Below are 23,471 nucleotides of genomic sequence, written 5' to 3' on the forward strand. Positions count from 1 at the left end.
TGGTATTTGCACGTGTATATTATTGATCTGTTAATCATAATACAGTAATGCAGATAAAAATGTGTGACTTAATTTACGCCCTATAAGAAATTATTAATTGGCGTTAATTGACTAGAGGTTTTCTGGCATTGCGCACTGCTTTTGGATGCATTAGCGCTTCTAATTCATTCATGTACATGGCAATTTCTTGATGTTTTTTCTTGTCATCTGTTACAGAGTTGTATAACCAGTGATACAAGTCTTCAAAGTCGTAGGGACTGCCATATCCATCTATAAAAAGTTTCGCCAGCTGCAGTTGTGCTTTTATGCTGCCTAAGGCTGATGCTTCTCTTAAAAATATTACCGCTTGCTTTTTATCTTCTTGTACCAAGGTTCCGTTGCTGTAGTACCGCCCCAACTGCTCCAGTGCCGCAGCTAAGCCTTGGTTTGCGGCTTGACGCATAAAATACACACCTTGTTCGGGCTCAGCGTCAATACAGACTCCCCATGCTAACATATCCCCCCACAGAAATTGATAAGCAGGAATTTGCATTATTTCTGCACGGGCTTCAATGTCCTGGACTAGCTGACATCTGTCTTCAACTACCCGCTCTAAATGTTTATTTTGATTTATTAGCGTAATAAGCTCATCTTGAGAATACACTTGCACCGCTTCTAATTGCTGCGCATGTACAGAAATCACTGTAAACAGGAGTGCTAACATTGCCACTGTTTGTTTAATCAAAATATGCTCCCATGAAAATACGTTTAATATTTTATTTGTTATCGGCAATGAAGCCAAAGACTCGAATAAAAATCTTATGGATCTTGAATAACTAAATTCATTTTACACCTAAGTTTGGATTGACATTGGCGTTTAACAGCCCGCAGAATAGAATAGCCTTTGTTGGTAAGTTCCTCTCACATAGAACAGATTTTACCTAAGCTAGTTAGCGAAGAGCGGTTTATCAGTATCAGAAACTAAGGATTGTAGATGGAAGCTACAACTTCAAGGATAAAATGGCAGTGTGTTGCGCTGTTTTTATTGACTGTGGCTATTATCGTCATTGGTAGGCAAATGCATGGGGCTCCCACTATCCTAGGCGATGATATGTGGGGCACTACAGCTGTGCTAGGCAATCCTTATGAAGTTGTTGTATTTACACTTCGCTGGGATTTACATCCGCCCTTTTATTATATGCTGCTAGATCTTTGGGCTATTGTCAGCAAATCTGACACTTGGTTGAGCTTAAGTTCAACTGTAACCCACGCAACACTCGTGAGCTTCGTATATTGGTATGTTGTAAGAGTTCGCAAGAATTTCTTCGGTGCCGTTATCGCCGCGACTTTGACCTTTTGCTCTCCATTATTATTAGAATACAGTGCACAAATAAGGATGTATCCGTTAATTGCACTAATATCGTTTTTTTTATTTTATTTAATCGAGGAACACGCTAAGGGAAAAAGTAGCGTATTGAAATGGATATTCTTATTAGAAATTTTACTCGTTTACACCCATGCCATTGGTCTACTTTTTGTTTTTTCTCATTTTTGCTTCGGTGCTTATTTAGTTATCAAAAACAAAAATAATCTGATTAAGTGGGTCTTGTTACATGCCTTACTATTTGTGTTTTCTTTGCCCGCAATTGCCAATTCTTTAGTACGTTCAGTCAGTCATACTAAACTTCCCAGTTTTGAACAAACATTAGGGGCTGTCGGGAATATGTTTGCTTCTGGACCTGTTTACGCGGTCATTATTCCCATATTGATAATGCTCTGGGCACTAGCTTATAAAAACCACCGCGCCATAATCTTGTGTTATTTATTTACTCCTATTTTAATTTACTCGGCAATCTCGCTGTTAATGAAACCCATGTGGTTAGATCGAAATTTCATTTTTGCAATACCTATGTTGTCAATTACCTTGGGTGTGTTTTTGACTAAGTTCAAAGTCAATAGATTGCTAATGATGGTGCTCTTGGTTGTATTGTCGGTGAATAACTTTTCTCATTGGAAAATTAAAGACTACGCCGCTGCTTCAAATAGTTTTGACCAAGTGATTGCTTTTCTAAATAGCCGAATTGCCGCTAGCGAACAGAAAATTTGTATTATTTCTGCCGATAAGATGAGTACCTTCTGGACCTTAGAGCGTTATTTAGTGGGTACAGATTGGGGGAATCCGATGGAAGTGCAGCCTCCATTGAACGAACGATGGGGTCAGTTAAAACAACACCTTCCATCTCCCGTACCTGAAATCTTGATGTTAAAAAACACTGTTAACTACACAGAATCTCAAAATTTGATAATTGCTTCCGGTTACGCCAAACGCTGTGAAGCAGAAGCCTCAGCGGCTACTTATTACGTTACTATAGCATCAGACGAATCTTACCCAGAAAAAACACAAGTATTTGCAAATAATACTTGGAAGGTTTTGTTGTTGAAATAGCACCTGCATAAAGGCAGGTGTTATTTGATTTTAATTCTCAACCTTTAATAACTTCCTTAAATTTTCGGCTTCAAATTTGCAAAAACTTCCCTATTAATTAAATTTTTCATATTGTTTTCATTAAGTTACAAATATTACCGTACAAACTCAATGAAAATTTTACCGATGATTGAGTAAGGGTTACGCAATGCAGAATAAAAATACCATATTTAACAAAGGTGAAAATTGTACAACTACAACTACCGCTCGTTATGCTGCGCCTATAGTCGATTGTGCCAATTACTATCGCGCACTACACGAAGCTATTGCGAATGCAAAGCGCTCAATATTCATTGTAGGCTGGGACATAGATTCTAGAATCCGTCTATTGAGAGGAGATGAGGAAAAAGAATCCGAATTACCCTCCGTTATTAGTGATCTCATAGCGTTAAAAGCGCAAGAAAACCCCGAATTAGACGTACACTTGCTTCGCTGGGACTCCTCATTAGCATTTTTTGGCATGCGTGAAGTTTGGGCCAAAGAAGTTTGGGACGAAAAAACCCCTGACAATGTTAAAACAATATTAGATAGCAGTATTCCCATGGGCGGAAGCCAACATCAGAAAATCGTGATTATTGATGATGAACTTGCCTTTGCTGGCGGTATGGATGTCGCTATGCATCGCTGGGATACTAGAGAACATAAAGTGGAACATCCGGAGCGAGACGATGGTGATGGGAATTATGGTCCTTTCCACGACGTTCAGGTCGCGCTTTCTGGGAAAATTGTATCAGAACTATCCAAACTGGTGCGTTGGCGCTGGAACCGCTTGGTCGAAGATGAACAAAGAGTGACTGAAGCAATCGTCGATGTTGATGAAGATAGCTTACCCGCTACCTGGCCAAAATCGGTTGATCCAATCTTTGAAAATATTGACTGCGCAGTCGCGCAGACCATACCTTTTATGGACGACCAAGAACCGGTGCAAGAAGTTAGGAAAATGCTATTAGGCCTTATCGAACGAGCTGAAAAGTTTGTTTATATCGAAAACCAATTTGCTAATCGTGGGGAAATAGCAGAAGCATTAAATAAACGTCTAAAAGAAAAGCCTAAACTAAAGGTATTGGTGTTTAGCTCGTATGAACCTAAAGGAACAGTTGAATGCGAAGCTTACTGGGCCGGTCGAATTGATTTTAAAAACATTTTAGAGAATGGGATTGAAAAAGAGCGAATTTTAATGGCTTACTCTTCTTCTACTAATGCTGATGGTTTAGCTGGTCACAAACGAGTGCATGCGAAAGTAACCGTCATTGACGATGAGTATTTTGTGATTGGGTCTTCAAACTTGAGTAATAGGTCCATGTCCTTGGACACCGAATGCGACATAGTGTTTCAAGCAAAAACTCAAGCACATAAAGATAAAGTTCGTTGGTTTAGAAATGATTTAATCAGTGAACATTCAGGTTGGTCAGTAGATGAAGTTCAAGAATTCATTGAAGCGGATGACACCTTTGAGCAACTAAAACAGTGTAAAGAGAAATACTCTTACTGCTTAAAAGAAGCCCACGATCAAGATTTTACTGACCAAGAATTACAATCAATTGTAACCCCTTTCGGTGATCCTCAGGAGCCTATTGTGCCATATATTTCACTACCCGGTGGAAGAAAGTTTTATCTGCCCAATCCAAGTAAAAGAACACTCATATATACCGCAGTCGCCTTTGTTATTGCTTTGTTAGTGGGCGGAGGATATTTATTAAGTCAACACGTTGACTGGATGAATCAAGAATATCTAAAAGAAACTCTGACCTCGGTAAGAGAAAGTCCTTGGGCCATATTTTATGTGGCTGGAATTTACGTCGTCGCTGGACTCTTATTCTTTCCTGTCACAGTGCTCTCATTGGCGGTTGCCATGGTATTCGGAGCCGTCTGGGGCGTTGTATACGGGATGGCAGGTATCATCTGTTCAACTACCCTATTGTTTTTAATCGGTAAGGTGATGGGAGACAATGGACTGCGTAAGTTGGCTGGTCCTAAGATTAATAAGATTGACAAAAAATTTGCCGAAAACGGTGTTTTTGGCGTCGCTGTCCTGCGAAATATTCCGGTCGCACCTTTCAGCTTAGTTAATTTGGTGGCTGGTATTTCCTCAATCAAACTTGTTTCGTTTTTGTTGGGTACTTTTTTCGGTATGTTGCCAATGTTGATCGTCAAAGCAGTTGTCGGCGGCTCCCTTGCTGATATTTTCAGAGATCCAAATCCTAAGCATATTGCATTTTTAGTTGGCGGATTAGTTGCCTGGTTAGGACTAGCATATGGTTCACAGAAGTTGATGACTTGGTGGCAAAATAGAAACACCGATGAAGCGCAGCAGCCTGACGCAATAAATCAAGGCGCCTAAAGTTGCTCAAAGTAGTTTCATATAACATTCACAGTGGCGTTGGCGTTGATGGCAAATTTAGCTATCGACGCATCGGTCGCTTTTTGGCATCGCTGGACGCCGATATCGTTTGTTTGCAGGAAATGGATCTGAGAGCTCCCGAAATAGATAAAGCGGCCCAAATCCAGGCGTTAAAAGCAGGTCATTTTAATGAGTTCATACCATCTCCAGCGGTTGTCACTAAACATGGGTATTATGGCAATGCCATTCTTTCCAGAGTAAAGCACCTGCACGTAAAAAGTCTGGATATTAGTGTCAAAAATCGTCAACCACGAAACATTCAAGAAGTGTTATTTCAAATAGACGGCAAGTCACTGCGTATAATCAATACCCATAAAGGGTTAAAACAAAACGAAAGAATGCAGCAAATGAAACAGCTGGAAGCCGTTGTGGATGTAAACCTTCAACAAGGTAATACCCCATTGTTGGTGACCGGAGACTTTAATGAATGGCTCTATTTTTCACGCGCCTTTCGCCACATCAATAGTAAACTGAAACAACACAAAATGGGGGCTACCTTTCCCAATCGCTTTCCATTATTTAAATTAGATCGCATTTGGACATCGCCTGGCAATATAGTGCAACGAGCTTATGTTATCAAAACCCCAGAGTCTAGACTTTATTCAGACCACTTTCCGGTTTGTGCTGAACTGACATTGGTTTAAATTATCCAAAAATCGCGCTTGAAAAACCATCATATATGGCAGTTTCAACGACTAGTCCTATATTCCATCATCCCAATAAGGTGTATCACCATAGAAATTCGCGGCAAAATGAATAAATGCACTGACTTTGTTCGGCAAAAATTGTCGATTGGCATATACAGCGTACAGATTTAATGAAGAAGGGGTGTATTCGCGCATGATGACTTTCAACCTTCCTTGCTTAATTGCCTGAGAGCAGATAAAAGTTGGTTGTATAACTATGCCTTGCCCCATAACTGCAGACTGACAAAGAAGCTCGCCATGATTGCAACTAATCTTACCTATTTCATCTAGCTCTCCCTGCAATAAATAAGCATGAGGTTCAGGGCTATTCTCGTTATCTAAATAGCTGTATCGCAAATAATTATGCCGAGTTAAGTCTTCAAGTTGTTGAGGCTCACCATAATGCGTTAGGTATTCAGGAGATGCGCACATAACTAATTTTATCGAGGTTAATCGTTTAGCGATTAAAGACGAACTTTTTAGCTGTCCAATGCGTAAAGCAACATCAAAACCTTCCTCAATAATATCGACTTTGCGATCATTTAAATGGAGATCTATGTCTACATCCGGATGATGTTTTTGGAACTCATTTAGCAAAGGCGCTAAATGCATAGTTGCAAAGGCAACAGGCGCGCTAATTCTTAATAGCCCGTGCGCCTTATCTTGAAAGTTGCCAAGCCGATTCTCAATACTTTCAATATCTTCCAATACCTGCATCGCTTGAGGAAAGTATTGCTCGCCAGCTTCGGTGAGGTGAACTCTTCTGGTCGTGCGATTAAACAAGCGGGTCGCAAGCAATTCTTCTAATTGTGAGACATACTTGCTCATCAACTGAGGTGATTTATCTAACTTTTCTCCAGCCGCACTAAAGGAACCGGTCTTTGCCACTTGTACAAATGCGCGCATTGCATCTAATTTGTCCATCCGCCACACCATTATCAACGTTTCATTGATAATCATTCTATTTTAGATGCCTTAATAAAGCAAAAGGTTAAGAGTAGACTTATTTCATACAGTGAGAAACGCTTCTGCGTTACCAATAAATTTTATTTTGGAGAAAACAATGAAAACCTTAATTAACAACATCCTTAAAACAAATTCTAGCATCTCTCCCTTAGTGCTAAGAGCGCCAATTGGGCTGGTATTAGCAGCCCATGGTGCGCAAAAACTGTTTGCTTGGTTTGGAGGCTATGGACTTGAGGGTACGGGTCAATATATGGCGAGCTTGGGGCTAAACCCTGGATATTTAATGGCACTTTTAGCCGGTAGTGCAGAGTTTTTTGGTGGTCTGGCATTAGTGTTAGGTGTTCTAACTAGACCGGCTGCAGCATTAACAGCATTTACCATGTTAATCGCAATATTTACTGCACACATTGGCAATGGTCTATTTTTATCAAATGATGGTTATGAATACGCGCTAGTGCTCTTGGTAGCAACTTTATCACTATTGATTACAGGTGGTGGACGCTTTTCAATTGACAAATTGATCGTCGGTAATAGCGCTAAAGCTTAAATCTAATAGCAATAAGGGGAAATTATGCAAAAGTCACAACAAGTGTTGTTTGTATCTCATGGCGGCGGTCCCCTGCCCTTGCTGGGCGACCCTGGCCATTGGGCATTAGTTGCTCACCTAAAGCAGCTTGCCAAAGACATTAAAAAGCCTTCGGCGATATTGGTTATCAGTGCACATTGGGAAAACTCAGTAGCAACTGTTACTTCTAGTGCTGATCCATCGTTGATTTTCGATTACTACGGGTTTCCAGCAGAAAGTTATGACGTAGCTTATCCATGTAAAGGAGAGCCAGTATTAGCTGACAAAGTTGCAAACGCGCTTAAAGAGGCTGGTATTGATGTGCAAAAAGACCCAAAACGCGGCCTTGACCATGGTGTATTTGTACCTTTAAAAATCATGTATCCAGACGCAAGTATTCCATGCATTCAATTGTCATTGGTGAATTCTTTGGATGCCCAAGAGCATATTAAGATAGGTAAAGCACTATCTAACCTAGACTATGATAATTTGTTGATACTGGGTTCAGGATTTTCGTTTCATAATATGCATGCTTTTTTTGCGCCTTCCACAGAGCAAAGTAAAGCGCTAAATAACGGATTCGAAAACTGGCTTAAGTCTGTTTTAGCGTCAGATACCCTATCTGAAGAGGAACGAACACAGCAGATGATCAATTGGGAAAAAGCGCCGGGCGCCCGTTATTGCCATCCAAGGGAAGAGCATCTTCTTCCGTTGCATGTGTGTTATGGGGTTGCAGGTAAAAAAGCGCAATTGACTGATTCGGTGACCATTTTAAATAAACAAGCGGGCACTTTCGGTTGGTTTAATTGACAAAAGTCCACGGAATCCTCAGGTTGATTGAGGATTCTGTGTGCTAGGCTTTGGTATCGACCTTGGGCCTAGCTTTATCTTCTCTTCTATCTCTACCAGACCTTGTATCTAATAAAGGTTTGATATTACGTTTTCTACGATCTTCACCTTTACGCTTTTCTTGCCGTTTAACAGGCACAATCATTGTCTGTTTGGTGGCATCTGTATTGGTGTCCGTTTTATCCATATTCACCGCAGTGTTTTTTTCATTTTTCACTGGCGTAGTTCTAATAGGAATAAAATAGGATGGGATCTTCATCGAGTTCTCCTTGCTTTTAATCGTTTTCTACCATAATTGGAAAAGATCTACTCGCATCTGTTAACGGCAAGGTTTTATGAAACTTTAGCATTTTTTCCACTTTTTTAACCAACCGTAGTTCTAGCGCTAACTATGAGCAGTTTCTTGCTCAGGTTGCTGAACAAAATCCCGCTTAATTTTTTGAAATAACCATCCCAAAGCTACTAGCACCAATCCTAATACAATAAAAGATAAAGCTCTTAATAATCCTTCCAATCCTGACGCGTCGAAAATAAATACTTTGAGCACTACTGTTAATAGAATTACAAAGCCTGTACGCATCAAAAGAGCCTGCTTTAACTGTCGAGCCAAAAGTATAAATATCACACTGATCACCATCCAGACTAAGGAATAAGTGTATAACTCTGCTTGAGAAATGCTGGCGGTGCTTAGCAAACTGATATTGTTTTGGGCAAAACCAATTCTAATATTGCCATTGATGTATAAAAATGCCCAAAGTCCACTGATAATTAATAAAACTTTTCCAGCCTTATTCGGCATTAAGTTGAAATACCAAACGGCAATCAAGACGGCAAGAGCAGGCCCCGCCCAAAGTAAAAATAACCAATTTACCACCAGCCATTCGCCAACCTCTACCGAGGTCCAAAATGGGTTTCTAGCGATACTAATATCAAGATGAATGGCTAAAACAGCCGCAGTTAAAAGATAGCCTGCGTACTTATAAATTTTAGCCCCAGTATTTTGCGAAAGTTTGGCTCGCCATAAATATACAAAAGCCAAGACTATCCAGCTAAAAGCTAGCAATACTAAGGTTTGGTAATCAGGCCTATGCAGATCCAAATAGTCCCCAGTCAACACAATACTGGTTTCAGTAAGGAAAAACAAGGCAATCAAATGTAGTAAAGCCCCTTCAAACCATTGTTTTAAATCATCTTTGGGCATCAGTTTTAAGGTAAACGCCAATAACGCGATGACTATAGGATAAATGACAATAGAAAAGTGTAAGCCAAGAATGCTTTGTTCTGAATAACTCGGTAACCAAGGAGCCAAGGTCAATCTGAGCATTACCAAAGTTAAGGCAAGTTTAAATATCCAATGAGGAATGCTGACTTTGTATTTTTGGGTCAATATAAATGCGAAGCATACTTGTATTGCCAATGCCAACGTTAACGTACTAGCACTTAATAGCATAGTGATCACTAAGGTGATGCAGGCATTTGCAAACAAAGACAAAGAAACTTTCTGCAAGGGTTCAGATAGTGTATTAACCAACCATGTAGCCAATGCGGCTAAAATCAATAATTCAGTTGCCCACAGAAAATAGACTTCATCTGCCATACCAGAATAGAGCAAGCCATATCCCACCCCATAAAATGACAACGGCATGAGTACCAGCAATAAGTGAAAAGCACTTCTAGTGGGGAAACGCTTTACCATTAAAAAGCTAGCTATACTTCCAATCAATGCAGCTATTTGTACATACAAAAGTTTGCCACTAAACAAAAATGCACTATTGAGTTCATCAAATTCAGTCGGAAGTTGGGACATGGCAAATACAGCAAAGGCTAAGGCTATAAATGGCAAATAATCATAAGCACTGTGCCTAAAAGCTACGGCAGCAAACACTCCACTTATTATTACACTGGTCGCAATTAATTGGGGGCTCGACGCATCAAGTTCCGATGTAAGAAATAACAGTAGCGTAGAAACAAAAACTGCCGCAAGACCTAAGCTCGGTTTAAATAGTTGTTTCATACTAAGGGAGGCAGTTTGAGTGCGGCCTAACAGCCAGCCCAATTTTTTATTAAAATTGAACAGGTACAAGCTCAGAAGTAAAAAAACCAGGTATAGAAAAAAATTACTTGAAGAGACAATCAAAATGCTCGCGATTGCCCAGCCAAAATGACCTAAGAAACTTATCCGTTCTAGCCAGCTTCGCTGTACTCTTTGCGCCAACCATAAATTAGCACTCGAAATTACCGCCACATACAAGAGTAATCCCAGCAGGTTTTCACTTCCAGTATTCACAAGTCCAGGAACAGCATAGGCACCAAGCATACCGATAACCGCCAACAGCGGCCCAAACCTTAGTGCTAAACCGGTCGAGGTAAGGGAAACAATGGCGAGCAGTGCAAAAGCAATTAATGGCGTTAAGTACGCGTAGTACATAAAGGCAACCAGAATCACCGAATATAGAGTGATCACACCACCTGCGCTTAATGCAGCGCTTATCAAAGGTGAATTGATATTGTATTTTTGTGGATTTTGGTAAAGGAAATTAGCAATAAAGACTAATGCAACACCCATGAATGCGCCCATAAATAATCGCACATAGGGTGGTAGCATATTGGCTTCAATGGCGTATTTCGCTAAAAAAATCCCCCCCAACGAGAGCACAATTGCTCCCAACCACAGAAGGCCATTTTTCGCCATAAACTGTTCGATAATATCTATTTTGGGTTTTGCAACTTGATGTGAACTTGCTTGCTTTTGTTTTGGCTTTTTGATGTTAGTAGGAACAGGGATGTCTTCTGCGACGGGCAAATTTTTCGCAACCGGTACTTCTTTCAGTTGCGCAACAATATTGGGCTTCTGCTCTGAATGTTGATTTACAATGGGTTGCTCAGCTGAATCACTTGGTGGCTGTTGCTTTACAGAGGGAATTTTTAATTGCGTTAATAAATGCTCTAATTGAATCAGTTTAGATTTTAACGTTAGTATCTGGCGTGTTTGGTCATTCATTTTGACATAAAGCACAATTACGGCGACAACCAATGCAACTAATACTATTTCCATATATTCTTACTCCAGCATATTCTTGGATTAACATAACCAAAGCCTTGTTAAATAGCAAAACAAAAGAATAAAACCCACGCTTACCCTTTTGCATGAAAAAATAACATCAAATAAAAACAAACTAATCGTTTCAGGTATTTTTTTAGTACAATACTGGCAAATACTAATAATACAGAGCCTTATGAAGTACAAAGATCTACGCGACTTTATTCAGCAACTGGAACAAATGGGTGAACTAAAACGCGTCACCTTGCCCATTGATACCGATTTAGAAATGACAGAAATAGCTGACAGAACCTTGAGAGCTGGGGGCCCTGCGATATTATTTGAAAATCCCAAAGAGCATAATATTCCAGTGTTAGCTAACCTTTTTGGTACGCCTAAACGCGTTGCTCTAGGGATGGGCCAAGAGTCAGTAGAAGCGCTGCGTGAAGTAGGTAAATTATTAGCATTTTTAAAAGAACCAGAGCCACCTAAGGGGCTTAAAGATTTAGTCAGCAAAATCCCCGTTTTTAAGCAAGTTTTAAATATGCCAGCCAAGGTGGTAAAAAAAGCCCCTTGTCAGCAAGTTGTACTGACCGGCGATCAAGTGGATTTAGATATGCTGCCGATTCAGCGTTGTTGGCCTGGCGATGCAGCTCCTTTAGTAACTTGGGGTCTAACAGTGACTAAAGGTCCCTATAAAAAGCGTCAGAACTTGGGTATTTACCGTCAACAGAAGATCGCCAAAAACAAACTTATTATGCGCTGGTTATCCCACCGTGGCGGCGCGCTAGACTTTAAAGAATGGTGTGAACAAAACCCAGATAAACCCTACCCAGTATCCGTGGCTTTGGGCGCAGACCCAGCCACTATCTTAGGCGCAGTCACGCCAGTACCAGATACGCTATCAGAATATGCGTTCGCTGGGCTTTTACGCGGCGATAAAACTGAAGTGGTGCAATGCATTTCCAACGAACTGCAAGTACCGGCAAGCGCTGAGATTGTATTAGAAGGTTATATAATGCCAGGTGAAATGGCCGACGAAGGTCCTTATGGTGATCACACTGGTTATTACAACGAAGTAGACAGCTTTCCTGTATTTACCGTCACTCATATTACTCATAGAAAAGACCCCATCTATCACAGCACTTACACTGGGCGCCCACCAGATGAGCCGGCAATTTTAGGCGTAGCTTTAAATGAAGTTTTCGTGCCTATTTTGCAAAAGCAATTTCCTGAGATAGTCGATTTTTACCTACCGCCAGAAGGCTGTTCTTATCGCATGGCCATAGTGACCATGAAAAAACAATATCCAGGCCATGCAAAGCGAGTAATGATGGGGGTTTGGTCATTTCTTAGACAATTCATGTACACCAAATTTGTGATAGTATGTGATGATGACGTCAACGCTAGAGACTGGAATGACGTTATCTGGGCAATAACGACTAGAATGGATCCGGCAAGAGATACCACCATGGTAGAAAATACGCCCATCGACTATTTGGATTTTGCATCACCTATCTCTGGACTGGGTTCCAAGATGGGCATGGATGCAACCAATAAGCTTCCCGGAGAGACAGATCGCGAATGGGGTACACCCATTGAAATGGACGCGAATGTAAAACAAAAAGTAGATGAAATATGGGAACAACTGGGGTTATTAAAATAGTCGCTTAATACCCGTAAAACACACTAGGAAAATTATGAAATTTACTCATGCAGAGGTGCTTGAAGTAGCCACACTCACTGCTTTCGTTAAAAAAGTCGTATTAAAACCTACTACAGCGGTAAGTTTTAAGGCTGGACAATATTTACAAGTGGTAATGGGAGAAAAGGATAAGCGCCCCTTTTCAATTGCCAGTGCTCCAGATGATAGTAACAATATAGAATTACACATAGGCGCAACGCCTGAAAACGCTTATGCCTATGATGTACTGACTAAAGCCATAGAAACTAAAACCTTGGATATTGAAGTGGGTTTAGGCGATGCTTATTTACGCGAAAATACGCATCCATTGATTATCGTCGCCGGCGGCACAGGTTATTCCTATGCAAAATCAATCTTATATCATGTAATTTCTGCTCAGCCTGAGCGACCAGTAACCCTATATTGGGGCGCCAAACAATTAGCAGATCTTTACGAATTTGAGGCGTTAGAGGCGTTAAGTAAACTAAACCCTCACTTTATTTTTGTTCCTGTGGTTGAGACACCTGAACAAGATTGGGCGGGAAAAACAGGCTTGGTGCACGAAGCCGTTCTCGACGATATCGATGATCTCTCTTCACATGAAGTTTATACCGCTGGCCGCTTTGAAATGGCAGCCACTATCAGGGATACATTTATACCTAAAGGATTAGACAAAGAGCGCTTATTCGGCGACGCCTACGCGTTTATATAATAAAAATATAAAAACAATTAATCCGCTAAGGAAATACAATGAGAACAATACTCAAAACTCCCCTTGCCATTGCCCTTATGTTAGCGACACAAAGTGCAACAACGTTTGCTCAAGAACCAAATTCAACTGATGCTCAAATGCGCGATATATTGCATAAGGTGTCCGCGCAACGTATCGAACAAGATATTACTACCTTGGTGAATTTTGGCACCCGCCATACCTTGTCTGAAACTGAATCAGATACTAGAGGTATAGGGGCGGCGAGGCGCTGGATAAAAGACGAATTTGATAAGATTTCCAGTCAATGCGGCGGTTGTTTAGAAGTATTTTTTCAATCACGAGTATTTTCGGGTGAAACTCGAATTCCTGATCCGGTAGAGGTTGTTAGCGTGATTGCAATCCAACGCGGCAGTTCAGATGCAGATCGCTATGTGCTTATGAGCGGTGATATAGATTCTCGTGTATCTGATGTGATGAATTTTACCGACGATGCGCCTGGTGCCAATGATAATGCTTCTGGCGTAGCTGGTGTATTGGAAGCAGCGCGAGTACTTAGCCAGCACAAGTTTAATGGCAGTATAGTTTATGCGGCGTTAGCCGGTGAAGAACAAGGTCTATTCGGTGGCAAAGTGCTTGCCGAACATGCCCTAGAAAACAATTGGCAGCTACAAGCGGTATTAAATAATGACATGATTGGCAATATTGAAGGTGTCAACGGCGTTATCGACAATACCACTGCCAGAATTTTTGCTGAAGGGACTAGGCAGAACGAAAGTTCATCCGAAGCCAGATTGCGCCGCTTCACCGGTGGTGAAGTAGATTCTCCGAGCCGAAACCTAGCCCGTTACATAGATAAAATGGCCGATTTGTACATGGATAACTTAGATACCATGGTAATTTATCGCTTAGATAGGTTTCGCCGCGGTGGACATCACAGACCTTTTAATGATTTAGGCTTTCCTGGGGTTCGTATTATGGAAACCAACGAAAATTATAATCGCCAACACCAAGATCTACGCGAAGAAGATGGTATTAAGTATGGCGACACTCTTGACGGTGTGAATTTTGAGTATGCAGCTAAACTCACAGGGTTAAATGCGATTTCATTAGCCTCCATGGCATGGGCACCCAGTCCACCGACTGAAGTAGAAATTTCTGGCGCAGTTCAACCATCAACCACTTTAAAGTGGAAAGCATTAGATGCTGCCAAGAACCCGCAATTAAAAGGTTATAAAATTTATTGGCGATACACTGATGCGCCTCAATGGCAGTTTAGTCAGTTTGTGGGCAAGGTTAACGAATTCACTTTGGAAAACGTGGTAATCGATAATTACTTTTTCGGCGTTGCTTCAGTAAGTGAAGATGGTTACGAGAGCCCAGTGGTATTTCCTGGTGCGGCTGGCGCTTTTTTAGATTGGCAAGCAGCTGAATAATTTTTTTTGATTCTTTATATAAAAAAGCCCGACACTTAGTCGGGCTTTTGTTTTTCCTGTTTAACTTGCTATTAGAATACGAAGTTAAAAGATAACTGCATTCTTCGAGGTCTAATTAGAGAGCGAGGCTCACCAAAACTAGCACTATCAGCAATTGGGTTATAATTATAGCCCGTTTGCTTATCGAACACGTTAAAGATATCGGCTGCGAATTCTAAAGTAATATCTTCGTTAATTACCCAATCTTGACGATAGTTAAGATCTAGCTGCCAATGGCTGGCTTCACGACGACTACCCGCATGTTCAGCATAACGAATTGTATCGCTTGAATAGCCGTATAAACCACCGTCCCAAGCTTCCCAAACATCACCTGATTGATAGAAGAAGTTACCACCGATATTGGCATTCCAGCTAGTAGTATAATAACCAAACACTTTTAATTTATGAGGACGGTCACCATTCAACTTACCGTATTTACCGTCCCATAACTGACGACCAATACCATCAGCAAGGTTCGATGAACCTACGAATAAGTTAGCATCTGATGCACTACTGGTAATATCTTGGTCGTAGTTCCCATAGTAATGAGACCAAACATAAGAAGCGTTAATATAGTAGTTGTCACCATAGTATTCACCTTCAAAGCTAGCTTCCCAGTACTTATTCACTGCGCCATCAAGCTCAGCGATAACATAAGATGAACCACCTACTTCTGCTCTGTAAGCGTCTAACTCAGGAATATATAAGCCCTTAGCTGCAATTTCTTCAGGAACGCCACCAAATGGTCCGTCATAAACATATCCACGTGAACCATTCCAAGTATCTTCCCAAGGATGCAATGTTTTACGGTGACGAATATGTCCACGCAATGCTATGCCGTTGTCCAAGTTCTTAGTAGTACCAATGGTGTATTCGTCCAAACGACGTGGTTTGATGCCTTCTTGGAAGAACTTACCTGAAGATCCAGGACGCGCTTCGTTAGCTAAGTAATCACCGTTTTGGTCGAAGTATACATTCAAAGTATTTTGACTGTTACGTGCCCAAGATGCTGCACGAGCAAGAGAGCTAGTATCTGGATTGTAACTTGCAAAGTTAGCAAACACAGTTGCACCTTCTTCATATTCCCATGTAACGCCTAGTCTTGGCTGAATCATGTCAGAGAAGCTGGTTTTATGCATTTCATACATATTACCTTCGGCAAGTTCATAACCAGATACATTGTCTGGATTTTCTCTCAGACCTTGACCAAATAAGGTATCTTGGCTTAAAAGCACACCAATATTATAAGTGAAATCACCGTGCTCAATGGTATCGTTGATTTCAATATTGTAGGTTTCCATTCTAGAATCGATTGGCGGAGTGCTACCATCTGCTGCTACAAAGCTTGTCGCTTGGGTAATAGTTTGATAGTACACAGGCGTATCACCATCATAATCGCCGTCAGGTTGTAAACCACCAACATAGCTGATTGATCCCCAACCATTTGACGTACGGGCTAGCAACTCTTTACCTTCTTGCCATTGGAAGCCAAAGTGCAAGGTATGATAAGTATTTCCCAGCTCCATTTCATGATCAATGTTTAATTCAAATGCGTCACGATAGAAATTTTGGATATTGATAGTAGAACCACCACCAACTTGACCACCACCAAAACGCTCGCCGTCGACAATATAACCAAATTGGTCTATCAAAGCTTGTGCGCCAGCGTTGTCATATCCATCGACATTATCACGGATGTTAGGAACAACTAATAAACCAAGTTGATCTAAATTAGCTAAATCCAAAGACGCGCCAAATTGCGGTTGTACATCTGGAAATAGCGTATCAGGGCGTCCAGCTGTCTCGTAATCATAAGTTGCATAGCTAAAGGTTATAGTGGTTGCATCACCAAGGAAATATGAACCATCGAAAGTCATAATATCTTGAGTAGATGTAGAACCATTTGAGGTTGAATCAGCTGAGAAACCACCAACAGAAGCGCCTTCAACTTCACGCTCTGACGTTCTGTAACTAAGGTTTAGTAACAGATCTTCAGTAGGCGCAAAAGTAAACTTACCAAAGTACTCATCACGGGTACTCTTATACTCTTTAGTTTCGCCGTATGCAGTAGAGCGACTATCTCTGGTCACCACTGGACGATAGTATGAACCATAAAAGAATAAGGTATCTTCAATAAGCGGACCACTTAAACTGCCCGTCATCCAAGTTCTTTCTTCATCAAACTCTGAAGCAGTTTCAATGTCTCTGTCTGCTTGGAAACTACTTGGTTGAATACGATATTCAAGGTTACCATGGAATTCGTTAGTACCAGACTTAGAGGTTGAATTAATAGAAAAACCGCCTGCACGGTTAAAGCCAATCGCTTTTGCACCACCACGATCGATAGACACGTTGGCGATATCGTGAGTTGAAGGTTCAGATGATAGGTTACCAAATAATGGCAAGGTAATATTAACCCCATCGAACGCATAACTATTATCACGACCAGAACCACCTGCTGATGGACCTAGTGTGCCGTTCTCTGTTACTTCTACACCAGGAATAATTTTTAATAGATCACGATAATCTTGACCTACTGGTAAGCCTTTAATAACGTCTTCACCAATAGAGTTTGATAATGATGAATCACCAGAACGCACTATTTGCGATCCAGAAATGGTAATTACCTCAGTATCTGCCGACATGCTTGACGATAGGTCAATCATTAAATCAACAGATTGGTCCAAAAGCACTTCTACGTTTAATTGTCTGCTTGCACCATCACTAGATTCTACTAAAACGGTATAATACCCAGGAATTAATCCAGGCAAGGTAAATTTACCTGTGCTACTAAGGCCCGATGAACGTGGTTTAGGCATTACCGAACTTGATGCAGTAACGGTAACAGTTGATGGGTCGATTCCGATAAGGTTGACCTGACCACTAATTCCACCGGTTTGTTGTGCTACAGCGGGCACACTTACCAAAGCTCCAAGTATTACAGCAGAAGATATTCCTGCCGAATACTTTTTGAACTTGAAGGTGGATAACACATCCAACGCGCAGCGCGTTGCCAAGGCTATTTTGTTAATCTTCATATTGTTCATTCCCAGTCGAGTTTATTGAATATTGTTGTTTTATTTTGGCAGTCCTTCTATGACTAATATTTAAACTATCAGTTAGCAAAGCAAATTTAAACAAAATAATGCGAAATATTTGCAGAAAAGAATAAATAATTACTCACAATAATAAAACCCCAAGTAAACGAATTGATATTAATCAATATGTTAGGTTATTTTTGGAATAATTATTCAAATAAGAAAAAAATCTTAAGCAGCGAAAAATGGAAAACGCTATCGACCTTCATCTTCCAAGGTGCAACTTTTTATTAACCATCCTCGTAGGCGTCGAATTGAAACTATATCTTGTCAACTTGTTGAACTATTCTATGTTATTGTTTATCTACAATAAATTCCGGCTAATCTTAGATAATAAAACACTGGTTTGGGATAATTCATGTGATTGCAGAAGCATAGCGGGTAATCCGTTCTTACATAAAGCACGTTTTATTATCTGGTCGGGTTTTAAATCAAATTAATCGCATTTAAGGAAATAACTCACACTATGTTTAAAAGCATAATCTTTTTTACTTTGATTGTTTTTAGCATGACAGCGCATGCGCAACTTAAATTAGTTGGAAACAAAGTAGAAACCTTCATTTATGATGATCAAGAACCCGCGCGCTTGATGCGAGTCGTGGAAACTGCTTTGGACAATGCTGGCATTGAGTACTCATTGACATCGACCACCCAAGCCTGGTCAGGTAGCGGTTTACGTAGCGGAAAATATAACGGGTACATCGATCATTACAGTTTAAATGAAGAGAACGCGCGCTATGTGTATAGCAATACTTACGCGACCATTGCCTTGCACGTTGCAAGTCGCAAACAAGGCACTTTGTTGATTAACCGTTTTGATCAGCTAACAGGTCAAAGAATTGGCATTGAAAAACGTTTTGCTAACACTGACCGATTGCGATCTGAACGCACTGTGAATTGGGCTAGAAGAGATAGTTTTCACGAAAATATTCAACAGCTTTCCGAGGGCCGCGTGGATTATGTGTTAGCTGACAAACTTATGTTAGCTGAAATCAATAAGCTGTTAATTGCTGTAGACGAAGAACCGCTTATTATTTCTGAGCGTCCTATATTAAAGGTGCAAATCAAACTAGCGGTTAACCAAGAGGTCGACGGAGCAATGACACTGTTGAATAAGTTCGACGCAGCAATTAATAAAATGCGAAATCAGGAGATTTTCGATGAAATCTACCTACCAGCAGCATCTGCACCTAGCATTTTAGACCCGGCGCTGTATTCGGAAATTCTAAGAAAGTGGTAAGGAAAGAAAATAAATCTTGTTCTGGTCTCTTTAGAAAGTTATTAGTCATCCAAACCTGTTTAACAGTCTGGTAGTTTCTTAGGAGCATCAAACATGGCAAAGTTTTTAAGTAAAATTGCATTACTTTTAGTTGTAATTACTGTGGTGTTTTTTGGAAATCGCATGCTTCAAGGGCATCTTGGACAACAGGCTGTAAAGTCACTACCGTTTGAAATATATAATTATGAAGAAGGCTTGCAAGAAGCACAGAGAGCGAACAAACTAATTCTCGCAGACTATTCTGCTATTTGGTGTCCGGTGTGTAGAAAACTTGACGAGCAAATTTTTTCTACAGAACAAGTCAGCCAAAAAATCGCCGATTCTTTTGTGTACATTCGACTGGAATACGATTCGGTAGAAGGTAAAGCCTTTGCTAAGAAATTCGATTTACAAGGTTTTCCTAGAATTATCGCACTTCAACCTGATGGAAATGCCATCACCGAACTACCATTAGTTTTCGATCCTGTTGAATATTCGAATAATTTACAAAAGGTGCTGTCATCGCTCTCTCAGCACTAGTCTTTCTAACGCTACCTTTTAAACTAAATCTGATCTAAATGACAGTAATATATATTTCCCAGTTTTGTCATAATCAAATTGTGTTAAGCGCTTTGCTTATTGAAGGCTTATGCACGATGCTGAGAACTATCTACACTAGACATTAAATTTAAAAAGGATTTTTTATGAAATTAGTCGAAAATGTTAAAGATCTAAGTCAAATATCAGGTGGCGTAATTAAGGAAGAAAAGAAATATGTTCCGCCTATATCTGGGATATTGGCAATGCCGTTACCGTATTTTTCCGATATACCAACACCGCCCGATACAAATCCGCCGGTATTTTAAAAATAATTGAGCATTGGATTTGTGTATGGAACTTTTCGGCCTCAACGAGGTCGGAAGGTTACAATCGTTGAAAAATCAACTATTAATCACATTCAAACATATAAAGCGTAAACTTTAGGGTTTGCGACTCTTTTATTTTATCTGATTACAGTCCAATCATTTGTTGTCTAAAGATTGACACTCTTTATTTTTTTATTTAACGTTAGCACTGTCATGAATAATTCATAATGATATAGATGTTTCTGTTATATCTATCTTCATTAGGCAATTGTTAGTGCTAGAACAAAATAATATTAAATGCAATAAAAATGTGTCAGAGAACTTTTACTACAGGTTTTTGAGAACGCATTGATACGGCAGTAATCAGGGAACCCACATGGTTAACAACAATAAACTTCATAAATTATCTATTGGAGTCATTACAGCCCTTGGGCTTATGACAGCTCCACAAGTATTCGCACAAGAAGATACTGAAGAAGGCGCAGAAAAGCCGGAACAGATCACTATCGTCGGTTCTCGTATCCGAACTGATGCTTTTGCGAACGAAACTCCTATCGACATCATCACCATCGAAGATGCTGAAGTTGAAGGTATGAAAACTCTTGGTGAATTACTAAGAACCAGTACTGCAGCCGCAGGTTCTAGCCAGATCACTGCAGCCTTGACCGTAGGTTTTGTTACCGACGGTGGTACTGGTGCTGAAACAGTTGCTCTTCGTGGTCTAGGTGCAAATAGAACGTTGATTCTTTTAAACGGTCGTCGTGCAGGTCCTGCCGGTACGCGTGGTGCTACCTCTTCTTTTGACTTGAACAGCTTACCTCTTTCTGCAATTGAGCGTATTGAAATATTAAAAGACGGTGCATCTGCACTTTACGGTTCTGACGCTGTTGCCGGTGTAATCAACATCATCACTAAAAAAGGTGACGATAAAACAATCACTGTTGATATCAGCCAACCACTGGATTCAGGTGGTTCAGACAAACGTATGAACATTTCTTGGGGTGAAGAGTTTGCAGACGGTTCAATCCGTGTAACAGCTGACTACAGAAACCAATCAATGTTACGCCGTGGCGACAGAGATTACCTAAACTGTACAGAAAGAAAGCAAACTTACGTTGATACAGGCGTACGCTCTGATCCTATCGATCCAAGAACAGGCACCTATCACTGTAGCGAAACTGGGTTCGGTTTATGGTTATATGGCGGTGTATCAAGCGCATACGGTGGAAGCTTACAAGCAGCTTACGACTATGACGGCTTCTTTGCAGCTAACGGTTTTGAAAGCATTAACGAAGCAGATTTGTTTTACTTCAATTCAGCCGGCGAACGCGTTGATGTTGATTTTACTACGCCTGAAGGTTGGTATCCAGTATCCTACGGTAATGATTACGCGTCAGAAGGTTGGTGGGATCTTCAACATCCATACCTAAGCAATGCTACTTTGTTTCCAGAAACAACAAACGCTTCTTTATACATTACTGGCGAATATAATCTAACTGATAACATTACAATGTTCGGTGAATTTATACACAGTAGAAGAACAACAGAAACTGATGACTATCGTCAATTCTGGACAGCAGATGTTGGTACATTATCGCCTTCTGTTTTACCAGGCTTTAGCGGCGCAACTTCTGCAGTCTTCCCTGTAGCATTGACCGATCATTTCAGCTCTGAAATCAATGTAGATTACACTCGTGGTGTTGTTGGTATAATGGGCGATATCGGCTTCTGGTCTTGGGAATTGTCTTATCAACACAGTTATAACGATGGTACTTATACACAAGACATCATTTTTGATGATTCTATGTGGATGGCACAGGTGAATGGGTATCTTGGTACATCGTGTGCTGGTGAAGTCACTGAATTTAGTAACAAGACTTGTGTAGATATTCCTTGGACAGATCCACAATTCCTATATGGTAACCGCACGCCTGAACAAATAGATTTCTTGTTTGGTGTTGACGAAGGTAACACCATGTACAGACAGCAAACCTTAGAAGGCTTTATCACTGGCGATTTATTTGAATTACCAGCAGGTGAAGTGGGCGCTGCATTTGGTTTTCAAGTACAAAAAGACGAAATTGATGACACTCCAGGATATCACACACTTAACGGCAACTCTTGGGGCTTAAGTAGTGCGGGTATCACAGCAGGTGAGCAAACTACTAAAGCGGTATTTGCAGAATTCCGTGCACCATTAGTTGAAGGTATTAAAGGGATGGAATCTCTTGACCTAACCGCTTCTGGTCGTTGGACGGACGTTGATACTTACGGTTCAGATACAACTTTTAAAGTTGGTTTGAATTGGTTGATTTCAGAAGGCTTTAGTGTTCGCGCTAGTCGTGGTACTTCGTTCCGCTCTCCAGCATTGTTTGAGCTTTTCTTAGCTGAGCAAACAAGTTTCCCTGGCCAAACAGCGATTGACCCATGTTTGGATTACACTGGTAACTTTGCAGCAGGTAATATCTCTGAGCGTGTTTATAACAACTGTATTGCAGATGGTGTACCAGCAGACTACGTTCAGCCTGGCGGTTCAGTACTTTCTGTTACAAGTGGTGGTGAAGGTCGTCTAACGGCAGAAACTTCAACTGCTGAAAGTGTTGGTTTTGTATTTACAAGCCCTGAAGATACATACGCGTTTTCAATTGACTATTTCAATATCGAAATTTTTGATGAAATTACCGAACTTACTCCAGGTACTATTGTAAGCCGTTGTTACGCATCTTTAGATTTCGCTAACGAGCCACTATGTGACCTATTCACTCGTCGTGATGGTTTAGGTTCTGGTGACTATGGTATTGACCAAGTTAACGGTGGATATGTTAACGTAGCCTATCAGGTTGCTCGTGGCGTGGACTATGCGTTTACTTACCAAGATGATTTTGATTTTGGTTCTATTCGCTTTAGAGTAGAGCACACTATGCAAATCGAGCGTGCTCGTCAGTTATATGAAGATAGCATATATAACAACCGCATCGGTGAAAATGGTAACCCTAAACACGTTGGTGTTGCGCGTTTGACTTATAGTAATGACGACTATTCACTTACGTGGACAGCTACTTATTATGATTCAACAAACGATTATGAGTACTATAACAGTGAAACCAATACTTCTACAGTTGGTGGAGTGCCTGTATACATCATCGACGAAACACCATGGACAACATATCACAGTGTTTCTGGTTCATTTGAAATTGATGACTTCGATTTCACTGTAGGTGTTGCAAACGTGTTTGATGAAATACCTCCTCAATTGTCTAGCAGCGGCTTCCAGCTTGGTAATACTGCACTATACTCTCAGTATCAGTCAGGATTCTTGGGCCGTCGTGTATTTGCACAAATTAATTACAACTTCTAAAGTGTAAGTGTAAATATTATTCAAAGCCCTCGCTAGTCGGGGGCTTTTTTAC

17 protein-coding genes are annotated in these 23,471 nt (G+C 40.6%); 12 read left to right on the top strand and 5 right to left on the bottom strand.

Annotation, left to right across the window (positions count from 1 at the left end):
- Positions 1–103 precede the first annotated feature (103 nt).
- Positions 104–703 carry a tetratricopeptide repeat protein gene (locus ACNKW3_RS17020; RefSeq protein WP_427400587.1) on the bottom strand — a complete coding sequence of 200 codons (600 nt, stop codon included), beginning with the start codon at positions 701–703 and terminating at the stop codon, positions 104–106.
- A gap of 270 nt (positions 704–973) precedes the next feature.
- Between ACNKW3_RS17020 and ACNKW3_RS17025 the strand changes: the two genes are divergently transcribed.
- The 3 genes from ACNKW3_RS17025 to ACNKW3_RS17035 all read left to right on the top strand — a co-directional run bounded on the left by ACNKW3_RS17025 (position 974) and on the right by ACNKW3_RS17035 (position 5,509).
- Positions 974–2,425: a hypothetical protein gene (locus ACNKW3_RS17025; RefSeq protein ID WP_427400528.1), complete on the top strand. Its 1,452-nt coding sequence runs from the start codon at positions 974–976 to the stop codon at positions 2,423–2,425.
- A gap of 187 nt (positions 2,426–2,612) precedes the next feature.
- The gene (locus ACNKW3_RS17030; protein WP_427400529.1) at positions 2,613–4,805 is read left to right on the top strand and encodes a VTT domain-containing protein; all 2,193 of its coding nucleotides are present in this window, start codon (positions 2,613–2,615) and stop codon (positions 4,803–4,805) included.
- Positions 4,806–4,807: 2 nt separating this feature from the next.
- Positions 4,808–5,509 (top strand): endonuclease/exonuclease/phosphatase family protein, encoded by a 702-nt coding sequence (locus ACNKW3_RS17035; RefSeq protein ID WP_427400530.1) that lies wholly within the window; start codon positions 4,808–4,810, stop codon positions 5,507–5,509.
- 57 nt (positions 5,510–5,566) lie between these two features.
- Here the strand turns inward: ACNKW3_RS17035 and ACNKW3_RS17040 are convergent, their stop codons facing one another.
- On the bottom strand, positions 5,567–6,475 hold the full coding sequence (locus ACNKW3_RS17040; RefSeq protein ID WP_427400531.1) for a LysR family transcriptional regulator: 909 nt from the start codon (positions 6,473–6,475) through the stop codon (positions 5,567–5,569).
- A 139-nt stretch (positions 6,476–6,614) separates the two neighbouring features.
- Between ACNKW3_RS17040 and ACNKW3_RS17045 the strand changes: the two genes are divergently transcribed.
- On the top strand, positions 6,615–7,064 hold the full coding sequence (locus ACNKW3_RS17045; RefSeq protein WP_427400532.1) for a DoxX family protein: 450 nt from the start codon (positions 6,615–6,617) through the stop codon (positions 7,062–7,064).
- Between the two features lie 24 nt (positions 7,065–7,088).
- Positions 7,089–7,892, top strand: coding sequence for a DODA-type extradiol aromatic ring-opening family dioxygenase (locus tag ACNKW3_RS17050; protein WP_427400533.1), 804 nt, complete (start codon positions 7,089–7,091; stop codon positions 7,890–7,892).
- A 43-nt stretch (positions 7,893–7,935) separates the two neighbouring features.
- Here the strand turns inward: ACNKW3_RS17050 and ACNKW3_RS17055 are convergent, their stop codons facing one another.
- A complete protein-coding gene (locus tag ACNKW3_RS17055; protein WP_427400534.1) occupies positions 7,936–8,190 on the bottom strand; it encodes a hypothetical protein in 255 nt (84 codons plus the stop codon).
- Between the two features lie 126 nt (positions 8,191–8,316).
- Entirely contained in the window at positions 8,317–10,986 is a 2,670-nt protein-coding gene (locus tag ACNKW3_RS17060) for a DUF2339 domain-containing protein (protein WP_427400535.1), read from the bottom strand.
- A 181-nt stretch (positions 10,987–11,167) separates the two neighbouring features.
- On the opposite strand from ACNKW3_RS17060, the gene ubiD reads away from it, so the two are divergent.
- Genes ubiD through ACNKW3_RS17075 form a run of 3 tightly spaced genes read left to right on the top strand, consistent with a single transcriptional unit; the run spans position 11,168 to position 14,800 of the window.
- Positions 11,168–12,637, top strand: a complete 1,470-nt coding sequence (gene ubiD, locus ACNKW3_RS17065) for a 4-hydroxy-3-polyprenylbenzoate decarboxylase (protein ID WP_427400536.1) — start codon at positions 11,168–11,170, stop codon at positions 12,635–12,637.
- A 34-nt stretch (positions 12,638–12,671) separates the two neighbouring features.
- The gene (gene fre, locus ACNKW3_RS17070) at positions 12,672–13,367 is read left to right on the top strand and encodes an NAD(P)H-flavin reductase (protein ID WP_427400537.1); all 696 of its coding nucleotides are present in this window, start codon (positions 12,672–12,674) and stop codon (positions 13,365–13,367) included.
- A gap of 38 nt (positions 13,368–13,405) precedes the next feature.
- A complete protein-coding gene (locus ACNKW3_RS17075; RefSeq protein WP_427400538.1) occupies positions 13,406–14,800 on the top strand; it encodes a M28 family metallopeptidase in 1,395 nt (464 codons plus the stop codon).
- Between the two features lie 71 nt (positions 14,801–14,871).
- On the opposite strand, the gene ACNKW3_RS17080 is transcribed toward ACNKW3_RS17075, so the two are convergent.
- Entirely contained in the window at positions 14,872–17,877 is a 3,006-nt protein-coding gene (locus ACNKW3_RS17080; RefSeq protein WP_427400539.1) for a carboxypeptidase regulatory-like domain-containing protein, read from the bottom strand.
- Between the two features lie 526 nt (positions 17,878–18,403).
- Here ACNKW3_RS17080 and ACNKW3_RS17085 point away from each other — a divergent pair.
- From ACNKW3_RS17085 to ACNKW3_RS17100, 4 genes are all read left to right on the top strand, one after another.
- On the top strand, positions 18,404–19,177 hold the full coding sequence (locus ACNKW3_RS17085) for a substrate-binding periplasmic protein (RefSeq protein ID WP_427400540.1): 774 nt from the start codon (positions 18,404–18,406) through the stop codon (positions 19,175–19,177).
- A 93-nt stretch (positions 19,178–19,270) separates the two neighbouring features.
- Positions 19,271–19,735 carry a thioredoxin family protein gene (locus ACNKW3_RS17090; RefSeq protein ID WP_427400541.1) on the top strand — a complete coding sequence of 155 codons (465 nt, stop codon included), beginning with the start codon at positions 19,271–19,273 and terminating at the stop codon, positions 19,733–19,735.
- Between the two features lie 164 nt (positions 19,736–19,899).
- Positions 19,900–20,061, top strand: coding sequence for a hypothetical protein (locus ACNKW3_RS17095; RefSeq protein WP_427400542.1), 162 nt, complete (start codon positions 19,900–19,902; stop codon positions 20,059–20,061).
- 376 nt (positions 20,062–20,437) lie between these two features.
- Entirely contained in the window at positions 20,438–23,419 is a 2,982-nt protein-coding gene (locus ACNKW3_RS17100; RefSeq protein WP_427400543.1) for a TonB-dependent receptor plug domain-containing protein, read from the top strand.
- Positions 23,420–23,471: the final 52 nt, after the last annotated feature.

It is taken from the genome of Glaciecola sp. 1036 (assembly GCF_050306235.1).
In the GTDB taxonomy this organism is placed as follows: Bacteria; Pseudomonadota; Gammaproteobacteria; order Enterobacterales; family Alteromonadaceae; genus Glaciecola.

Excerpts from the sequence above, each read along its gene's own strand:
- ACNKW3_RS17020 (WP_427400587.1), bottom strand. The coding sequence starts at position 703 with ATGTTAGCACTCCTGTTTACAGTGATTTCTGTACATGCGCAGCAATTA.
- ACNKW3_RS17025 (WP_427400528.1), top strand. The coding sequence starts at position 974 with ATGGAAGCTACAACTTCAAGGATAAAATGGCAGTGTGTTGCGCTGTTT.
- ACNKW3_RS17030 (WP_427400529.1), top strand. The coding sequence starts at position 2,613 with ATGCAGAATAAAAATACCATATTTAACAAAGGTGAAAATTGTACAACT.
- ACNKW3_RS17040 (WP_427400531.1), bottom strand. The coding sequence starts at position 6,475 with ATGGACAAATTAGATGCAATGCGCGCATTTGTACAAGTGGCAAAGACC.
- ACNKW3_RS17045 (WP_427400532.1), top strand. The coding sequence starts at position 6,615 with ATGAAAACCTTAATTAACAACATCCTTAAAACAAATTCTAGCATCTCT.
- ACNKW3_RS17050 (WP_427400533.1), top strand. The coding sequence starts at position 7,089 with ATGCAAAAGTCACAACAAGTGTTGTTTGTATCTCATGGCGGCGGTCCC.
- ACNKW3_RS17055 (WP_427400534.1), bottom strand. The coding sequence starts at position 8,190 with ATGAAGATCCCATCCTATTTTATTCCTATTAGAACTACGCCAGTGAAA.
- ACNKW3_RS17060 (WP_427400535.1), bottom strand. The coding sequence starts at position 10,986 with ATGGAAATAGTATTAGTTGCATTGGTTGTCGCCGTAATTGTGCTTTAT.
- ubiD (WP_427400536.1), top strand. The coding sequence starts at position 11,168 with ATGAAGTACAAAGATCTACGCGACTTTATTCAGCAACTGGAACAAATG.
- fre (WP_427400537.1), top strand. The coding sequence starts at position 12,672 with ATGAAATTTACTCATGCAGAGGTGCTTGAAGTAGCCACACTCACTGCT.
- ACNKW3_RS17075 (WP_427400538.1), top strand. The coding sequence starts at position 13,406 with ATGAGAACAATACTCAAAACTCCCCTTGCCATTGCCCTTATGTTAGCG.
- ACNKW3_RS17080 (WP_427400539.1), bottom strand. The coding sequence starts at position 17,877 with ATGAAGATTAACAAAATAGCCTTGGCAACGCGCTGCGCGTTGGATGTG.
- ACNKW3_RS17085 (WP_427400540.1), top strand. The coding sequence starts at position 18,404 with ATGTTTAAAAGCATAATCTTTTTTACTTTGATTGTTTTTAGCATGACA.
- ACNKW3_RS17090 (WP_427400541.1), top strand. The coding sequence starts at position 19,271 with ATGGCAAAGTTTTTAAGTAAAATTGCATTACTTTTAGTTGTAATTACT.
- ACNKW3_RS17095 (WP_427400542.1), top strand. The coding sequence starts at position 19,900 with ATGAAATTAGTCGAAAATGTTAAAGATCTAAGTCAAATATCAGGTGGC.
- ACNKW3_RS17100 (WP_427400543.1), top strand. The coding sequence starts at position 20,438 with ATGGTTAACAACAATAAACTTCATAAATTATCTATTGGAGTCATTACA.